The 7,929-nt window shown below is 61.9% G+C and carries 8 protein-coding genes; 1 reads left to right on the top strand and 7 read right to left on the bottom strand.

The window, feature by feature from the left end; all coding sequences use genetic code 11:
* From AC2FM5_RS18640 to AC2FM5_RS18610, 7 genes are all read right to left on the bottom strand, one after another.
* The coding region (locus AC2FM5_RS18640; protein WP_496737394.1) for an iron-containing alcohol dehydrogenase at window positions 1-764 on the bottom strand (764 nt) is incomplete at its 3' end.
* Window positions 765-830: 66 nt separating this feature from the next.
* Window positions 831-2,213, bottom strand: coding sequence for an aldehyde dehydrogenase family protein (locus tag AC2FM5_RS18635; RefSeq protein ID WP_496737392.1), 1,383 nt, complete (start codon window positions 2,211-2,213; stop codon window positions 831-833).
* A gap of 94 nt (window positions 2,214-2,307) precedes the next feature.
* A complete protein-coding gene (locus tag AC2FM5_RS18630) occupies window positions 2,308-3,660 on the bottom strand; it encodes a glutamine synthetase family protein (protein ID WP_496737390.1) in 1,353 nt (450 codons plus the stop codon).
* Window positions 3,661-3,746: 86 nt separating this feature from the next.
* Complete coding sequence (locus tag AC2FM5_RS18625; protein ID WP_093963096.1) at window positions 3,747-4,778, bottom strand: TRAP transporter substrate-binding protein; 1,032 nt, start codon at window positions 4,776-4,778, stop codon at window positions 3,747-3,749.
* Between the two features lie 70 nt (window positions 4,779-4,848).
* A complete protein-coding gene (locus tag AC2FM5_RS18620; RefSeq protein WP_170369364.1) occupies window positions 4,849-6,174 on the bottom strand; it encodes a TRAP transporter large permease in 1,326 nt (441 codons plus the stop codon).
* The gene (locus tag AC2FM5_RS18615) at window positions 6,174-6,692 is read right to left on the bottom strand and encodes a TRAP transporter small permease subunit (protein ID WP_170365895.1); all 519 of its coding nucleotides are present in this window, start codon (window positions 6,690-6,692) and stop codon (window positions 6,174-6,176) included. The genes AC2FM5_RS18620 and AC2FM5_RS18615 overlap by 1 nt, the downstream gene beginning before the upstream one ends.
* Before the next feature lie 16 nt (window positions 6,693-6,708).
* Window positions 6,709-7,494 carry an N-formylglutamate amidohydrolase gene (locus AC2FM5_RS18610; protein WP_496737385.1) on the bottom strand — a complete coding sequence of 262 codons (786 nt, stop codon included), beginning with the start codon at window positions 7,492-7,494 and terminating at the stop codon, window positions 6,709-6,711.
* Window positions 7,495-7,598: 104 nt separating this feature from the next.
* Here AC2FM5_RS18610 and AC2FM5_RS18605 point away from each other — a divergent pair.
* A partial coding sequence (locus AC2FM5_RS18605) for a MurR/RpiR family transcriptional regulator (RefSeq protein ID WP_496737382.1) occupies window positions 7,599-7,929 on the top strand: 331 nt, incomplete at its 3' end.

Here is a 7,929-nt window from a genome sequence, read left to right as displayed (position 1 = left end):
ATGGCGGCCGCGCTCATCATCTGGGCGCGGGCGTCGATGTCGGTGCCGTCCGCATAGGCGCGCGGCAGGTACTCCTTGACCAGCCGCATCCCTTCCAGCGCGATGCCCTGGCTCATCGGGTGGTAATGCGGGCTGGAATAGGCCTCGACACAATGCGCGAACGCATCCAGTCCGGTCCCGGCGGTGATGAATTTCGGCATGCCCACGGTCAGTTCAGGGTCGCAGACCACCACGGTCGGCAGCACCTTGGGGTGGAAGATGATCTTCTTGGCATGGGTTTCCGAATTGGTGATGACGCTGGCGCGGCCGACTTCCGAGCCGGTGCCGGCCGTCGTCGGCACCGCGATGATCGGTGCGATCGCCTCGGCATCCGCGCGGGTCCACCAATCGCCAATGTCCTCGAAATCCCAGACCGGGCGAGTCTGACCGGCCATGAAGGCAACCATCTTGCCCAGATCCAGCCCCGAACCACCGCCAAACGCGATCACACCGTCATGTTCACCCGCCTTGTAGGCGGCCACACCGGCCTCGAGGTTCTTTTCATTCGGGTTCGGATCGACCTCGCTGAACAGGCCCCGGCCCAGCCCGGCGGCCTCAAGAATGTCCAGCGTCGCGGCGGTGATCGGCAGATCGGCAAGGCCGCGGTCGGTCACCAGCAGCGGGCGCTTGATCCCAGCCGCCGCGCAGGCCTCGGGCAGTTCCTTGATGCGGCCCGCGCCGAATTTTATCGTGGTCGGATAGGACCAGTTTCCAACAAGACTCATGTCAGCTTTCCTTGTGTCTAAGGCCTGCCCCGGCGAGGGGGTCGGTCCGGGGCAGGCAAATCGTCCTCAGCCCGTCACCTTTTTCAGGTGGTAGGATTTGGGACGTGTCAGGTTGTGATATCCGATGATCGACAGGCCGCCGCCACGACCGGTATTCTTGCAGCCGGTCCAGCACAGACCCGGGTCCAGATAGTCGGCCCGGTTCATGAACACGGTTCCGGTTTCGATCCGGTCTCCGATGCGTTCGGCCCGCGCCACATCGCGCGTCCACAGCGAGGCGGTCAGGCCAAATTCGCTGTCGTTCATCAAGGCAATGGCCTCGTCATCCGAAGACACCTTCATGATCCCCACGACCGGGCCGAAGCTTTCGTCGCGCATCACGCGCATGTCGTGCGTGACGTTGGTCAGGATCTGCGGCGTCAGATAGGCGCCGCCGTCATCTCCGGCAAAGGTCTCGATATGCGCCACTGCACCGGCGGCCACGGCCTCGGCGATCTGGGCGCGCACCTCGTCGGCAAAACGCACGTTGGCCATCGGCCCCAGCGTCGTCTCCGGATCCAGCGGGTTGCCCAGCTTGTAGCCCCTGACGATCTCGACCGCCTTGGCGACGAAATCGTCATACAGGCTTTCATGCACATAGATCCGCTCGATCCCGCAGCAGCACTGGCCCGAGTTGAACATGGCCCCGTCGATCAGCGTGTCGACCGCCGCGTCCAGATCGGCGTCCTCCATGACATAGCCCGGGTCCTTGCCCCCCAACTCGGTGCTGACGGGGGTAAAGGTACCGGCCGCCGCCCGCTCCATCGCCTGCCCTCCGGCGACCGAGCCGGTGAAATTCACGAAATCGAACGCCTTGCCGGCAATCAGATCGTTGGTCACGTCATGGCTCAGGAACAGGTTCTGGAACACGTCCTCGGGCACGCCAGCCGAGTGGAAGGCCCGCGCCATCCGCTCGCCGACCAACAAGGTCTGCGTGGCATGTTTCAGCACAACCGTATTGCCCGCGATCAAGGCCGGCGCCACAGTGTTGATCGCCGTCATGTACGGATAGTTCCAGGGCGCCACGACGAACACCACGCCATGCGGCACGCGCTTGATGTAGCGCTTAAACGCCTCATCCTCGCCCACGGCAATATCGGCCAGCGCATCGCGCGCGATGCCCGCCATATAGGTCGCGCGTTCGTTGAAACCGCCGAACTCGCCGCCATAGCGCACCGGCCGGCCCATCATTTGGGCCAGTTCCGGCACGATCTCGTCATTCATCGCACCCACGGCCGCAACGCCGGCCATCACCAAATCGATCCGCTCCTGCAGGGGCCGCGCCGCCCAATCCGCCTGCGCCGCCCGCGCCCGACCCGCAGCGGCGAATGCCGCGTCACGATCCAGGGTGTCCCGCTCGGCAAACACCGATCCGTCGATCGGCGAGATACATTTCAACACCTGACCCATTGGTCACTCCATCCTCAAGAAAAGCAGGCCCGCTGCTTCATCTGGCCAAAAATATCCCGGGGAGCGTGAGGGGCTGGCCCCTCACATCCGCCCTCTACGCCCGCTCGAACCCGCGGGCAATCTCCCAATCGGTCACCACGCGCTCGAATTCCTCGATCTCGACCTCGGCGGCGCGGACATAGTGATCCACCACGTCATCGCCCATGGCCGCCCTCAGCATGGACGACCCATGCAACGCATCCCGCGCCGCGCGCAGGTTGCCCGGAATCATGCCCGTATCCCCCTGATAGACATCGCCCTTGGTCGGCGGCTGCAGCTCGAGCCCCTCCTCGATGCCCGCGATCCCTGCGGCCAGCATGCCCGCGATGGCCAGATAGGGGTTCATGTCCGAACCCGGAATCCGGCACTCCACCCGCACCGCCTTGGTGCCATCCCCGCACAGCCGGAACCCCGCGGTGCGGTTGTCCACCGACCAGATGATGCGCGTCGGCGCAAAGGTGCCCTTCATGAACCGCTTGTAGCTGTTGATGTACGGCGCCATGAAACAGGTATAGTCGGGCGCGTATTTCAGCAGGCCCGCCATGTAGTTTTTCATCAGGTCCGACATGCCCAGCGGATCGGCCTTGTCAAAAAATGCCGGTTGCCGGTCCGCCCACAACGACTGATGCACATGCGACGAACTCCCGACCCGGTCGTGATGCCATTTCGGCAGGAAGGTCGCTGCATGGCCGTGCTGCCACGCGATCTCCTTGACCGCGTTCTTGGCGATCGAATGATACTCGGCTGTCTGCATGGCCGGGGCGTATTTGATGTTCAGTTCTTCCTGCCCGGCCTCGGCCTCGCCCTTGGAATTTTCGACCGGAATGCCCGCATCCCACAGGTGATTGCGGATCGGCCGCATCACATGCTCTTCTTTGGTGGTCTGCAGGATGTGGTAATCCTCGTTGTAGCCCGAGATCGGTTCCAGATCGCGGAAACCTTCCTTGCGTATCTGGTCAAAGCTCTTCTCGAACAGGAAAAACTCCAGCTCGGTCGCGCACATTGCCTCATAGCCCATGGCCTTCAGGCGATTGACCTGCTTCTTCAGAATGGCGCGCGGAGAATGCGGGACCTCCTCATGCGTGTGGTGATCCAGTACGTCGCACATCACCATCACCGTGCCTTCCAGCCACGGAACCGGGCGCAGAGTGCTGAGGTCGGGCTTCATGACATAGTCGCCATAGCCGCGCTCCCAGCTGGTCGAGGCATAGCCGTCCGGCGTCGCCATCTCGAGATCGGTGGCCAGCAGGTAGTTGCAGCAATGGGTTTCTTCCCAAGCCCCGGCCACGAAATGACCCGCGTGGAATCGTTTGCCCATCAAGCGGCCCTGCATGTCCACCATGCAGACCAGAACCGTATCGACCGAGCCTTCGGCAACCTGGGTCTTGAGCGTGTCGAAGTTGAGCATGAGCCACCTATTTCTGCGCCGGCGCCACCTGCCGGACTGACGTTTGCGTCGGCCTGCCCCCGGTATGAGGGCAGGCCGGTTTCACCTTAGCCGTACCGGTAGGGACGGCCAGCCTTTTGCATGTCGGCATTGTACTTCTTGATGATCTCGACAACCTTGGCCTTGGTCTCGGACTCGGCTGCAATCTCATCCCAGAAGGCCACTGCGGCGGCTTCGACCTGCGCCCATTCTTCATCCGGGATCGAGGTCAGCTTCATCTTGTCACCATTCACGCGCAGCGATGCCTCGCCGCCCCAATACCACCACTGACGGTAGTAATGCGACTGATCGGTGCAGACGCGGAACAGGGTCTGCAGATCTTCGGGCAGTTCGTTCCAACGGTCCATGTTGGCAAAGAAAGACCCGGCCCAAGCGCCTGAGATGTTGTTGGTCAGGAAGTAGTTGGTCACATCCGCCCAGCCGACGGTGTAGTCTTCGGTGATGCCCGACCAGGCGATGCCGTCCAGCTCGCCGGTCTGCACGGCGACCTCGATGTCCTCCCACGGCAAGGTCACCGGGACCACGCCGAACTGCGACAGGAACCGGCCCGCCGTCGGGAAGGTGAACACCCGCTTGCCCTGAAGGTCCGCCAGGCTGTTGATCGGGTCCTTGGTGGCGAAATGGCACGGATCCCACGCACCGGCCGAGATGTGCTTGACGCCCACCTTGGAATACTCTTCGTCCCATATCTCGTTCAGACCGTACTGGTTGAACAGGACGGGAACATCCAGCGAATAGCGCGACGCAAACGGGAAATAGCCGCCGAACACGGTTACTTCGGTGGGCGAGGCCATCGAGTCGTCATCCGACTGCACCGCGTCGATCGTGCCGCGCTGCATGGCGCGGAACAGCTCGCCCGTGGGCACCAGCTGGTCGGCATAAAACAGCTCGATCTGCATCCGGTCTCCGGCGATCTGGTTGAACATCTTGATGGCCGGGTCGATCACATGCTCAGCCAATGCCGGGCCGGCATAGGTCTGCATGCGCCAGCGGATCGTGGATTGCGCAAGCGCCGGGGTGGCCAGCGCGGCTGCCGGGGCCGCGGCGGCCCCTTTCAGGAATGTGCGTCTGTTCGTCATCTTCTCTCTCCGTTGTCGGTTTCGATGGGCGAGAGACCAACCTCTCGCAGGTGCCCCGGTATGTCCGGGGTCATTTGTTGTAGATGTAGTCGGGCAGCCACAGCGCGATCTGCGGGAAGGTCATGATGATGGCCAGCGCCAGCGTCATCACCATCACGAAGGGCAGGATCGAGCCGTAGATGTCGCGCAGCGAAATCTCGGGCGGGGCCATCGCCCGCATCAGGAACAGGTTATAGCCGAAGGGCGGCGTCATATAAGCGATCTGCGTGGTGATCGTGTACAGCACCCCGTACCAGATCAGGTCAAAGCCCAGTTCCCCCACCAGCGGCACATAGAGCGGCGCCACGATCACCAGCATCGCGGTGTCGTCCAGGAAGGTGCCCATCAGGATGAAGCTCAACTGCATCAGGATCAGGATCACCCAGGGGTTCAGACCCAGCCGTTCGGTGAACAGGGTCTCGATCGCGCGCACGGCGCCCAGCCCATCGAACACCGCACCAAAGGCCAGCGCGGCCAGGATGATCCACATGAACATGCAGGTGATGCCCAGGGTCGAGCGCACCGAGACCTCGAACACCTTGCGCGTCATCCGCCCTTTCAGCACGGCGGCGGCAAAAGCCGTCAGCGCACCGATGGCCGAGCTTTCGACCAGCGAGGTCCAGCCATTGACGAAGGGCACCATCATCGCCGCGAAAATCGCCAGCGGCAGCAGTCCCGCGCGCAGCAGCCGCAACTTTTCCGCCATCGGCACGTCGCGCTCTTCCTTCGACAGGGCCGGGCCGAGTTCCGGGTTTATCCGGCAGCGGATCACGATGTACAGGATGAACATCCCCGCCATCATCAGGCCCGGCAGGATGCCCGCCAACCACAGCTGCCCCACCGGCTGACGCGCGATCATCGCATAAAGAACCAGCACCACCGACGGCGGCACGAGAATGCCCAGCGATGACCCGGCCTGGATCACTCCGGTCACCATCTTCTTATCATAGCCGCGTTTGAGCAGCTCGGGCAGCGCGATGGTGGCCCCGATGGCCATCCCCGCGACGCTGAGCCCGTTCATCGCCGAGATCAGCACCATCAACCCGATCGTGCCGATGGCCAGCCCGCCATTCAGCCCGCCCATCCAGACATGGAACATCTTGTACAGGTCGTCGGCGATCTTGGACTCGGCCAAAACGTAACCCATGAAGATGAACATCGGCAGCGTCAGCAGCGGGTACCATTTCATCAGCTTCATCGCGGCCGAAAACCCGATGTCATAGCCGCCGCGGTCGCCCCACAGCAGCAGCGCCGCCACCACGGCCACGAAACCGATGGCACCGAACACGCGCTGACCGGTCAGCAGCATCAGCATCATGGTCGAGAACATCAGGATGGCGATCAACTCATACGACATCAGATCACCTCGCGCGGGATGTCATCGCCCTTGAGGCGTAGAATATCTTTGAACAGTTCGGAAATGGCCTGCAGCAGCATCAGGATCAGCCCCACGACCATGATCACTTTGATCGGCCACAGATAAGGGCGCCACGCGGTCGGGCTGCGCTCGCCATATTGCAGGGAATAACTGAGCGAGTCGAACCCGCCATAGATCATCACGCCCAGGTAGAAGATCAGGAACAGCACGGTGATCGCATCGGTCCAGGCCCGCCGCCGGTGCGACCATTCGCTGTACAGAAGGTCCATCCGCACGTTCGAGCCCATCTGGATCGAATACGGCCCGCCCAGGATGTAATAGGCCACCATCGCAAACTGCGCGACTTCGAGCGTCCAGAGCGACGGAAGGAAAAAGGTCTTCGAGATCGACGACCACAGCAGGATGCCCATCATCACGAAGATACCGTACATCACGACCCGCCCGATCCAGCGGTTCATGCGGTCGATGACCGCAATATATCCCCGCATGAAGCTCATACCTGCACCCCTGCCCTCATGTGTTCTGCCCTGCGTCGGAAAAGGTTGCGACCGTGGCGGCCAAAATTGGCGTCAATAGCCCCACGATCCGATTGACCCCGGTCGGCGTGTCGATAAGATCATTGCGGATCTCGATCATCACGTTGGGCAAGCCCCGCGCGATACCGTGCTCACGCAGAGTGTGCGTGACACCATCCTCTGGCGAATACGGTTCGTTCAACGCCACTCTCAGCCCGCAATGCGCTGCATGGTTCAGCATGACCTGAGCCGCACGGTCATCAGAGTCATGCAATATCCCCAGTTCGACCGCCCGGGTCTTGCCGTTGTAGATTGGTGTGAAACTGTGGATCGTAATCAGGACAGGCGGTTCTGGGCGGCGGTCCAGCGTTTGCGACAAGATACACCGGAACGGTTCATAAATGTCGCGAACTCGCTGGGCACGCTGTTCCGCCGTCAGACCCTGATTGCCGGGCACAGCAAACACCTCGCTACGCGGCGGCATCGAGTCTTCCCGTTCGGGCGGACGATTGCAGTCATAGACCAGCCGACTGACCCGCGAGTGTACGAGAGGCGCATCCAGGGCACCGGCCAGTTCAACCGCAACCTCCAGAGCCCCGATATCCCAGGCCGCGTGTGAACGGGCCGCCACGTCGTCCAACCCCAGCCCATCCAAAGCCGCAGGAATGAACCGGCTTGCGTGTTCGCACACCAGAACCGCGCGCGCCACGCCACGCGCGTTCAACACACGTGCGGCGGGCACTTCCAGAGGGGATAACAGAGATGACTCGGTCTTGGACTGCATGCGTAGCATTTGTTACAGCGGCCTTGAGCCTGTCAAGAAAATTTCTGTAGACAAAATTACAATCGCTCATATCCTGTAGCAAATTGAATAATATGAGGGCACCGATGGCCTCTGTCGCCAAAACGGTCAAACAACGCATTCAGGACGAACTTGAAGGCCTGACCCGCTCGGAACGGCAGCTGGGATCGGTCCTGTTGCAGGATTATCCGATGGGTGGGCTGCAATCGATCACCAAGCTGGCAGCGGCGGCACAAGTGTCCACCCCGACGGTCATTCGCATGGCGCGAAAACTGGGTTTCGATGGGTTTCCGGCGTTGCAGGAGGCGCTGCGCGAAGAAGTTGCGGCACAGATCCAAAAGCCGATCTCGAAACGCGACGCCTGGATCGTGGATGATGAAACCGAACATCCGATCACGCGTTTTGCCCAAGCCGTAT

The organism is Ruegeria sp. BHSA162 (assembly GCF_059613385.1).
The sequence above is the reverse complement of the archived record's forward strand: the minus strand, read 5'-3'. Positions and strand labels throughout refer to the sequence as shown.

Coding starts and splice junctions, on each gene's coding strand:
- AC2FM5_RS18635 (WP_496737392.1), bottom strand. CDS start 2,213: ATGGGTCAGGTGTTGAAATGTATCTCGCCGATCGACGGATCGGTGTTT.
- AC2FM5_RS18630 (WP_496737390.1), bottom strand. CDS start 3,660: ATGCTCAACTTCGACACGCTCAAGACCCAGGTTGCCGAAGGCTCGGTC.
- AC2FM5_RS18625 (WP_093963096.1), bottom strand. CDS start 4,778: ATGACGAACAGACGCACATTCCTGAAAGGGGCCGCCGCGGCCCCGGCA.
- AC2FM5_RS18620 (WP_170369364.1), bottom strand. CDS start 6,174: ATGTCGTATGAGTTGATCGCCATCCTGATGTTCTCGACCATGATGCTG.
- AC2FM5_RS18615 (WP_170365895.1), bottom strand. CDS start 6,692: ATGAGCTTCATGCGGGGATATATTGCGGTCATCGACCGCATGAACCGC.
- AC2FM5_RS18610 (WP_496737385.1), bottom strand. CDS start 7,494: ATGCAGTCCAAGACCGAGTCATCTCTGTTATCCCCTCTGGAAGTGCCC.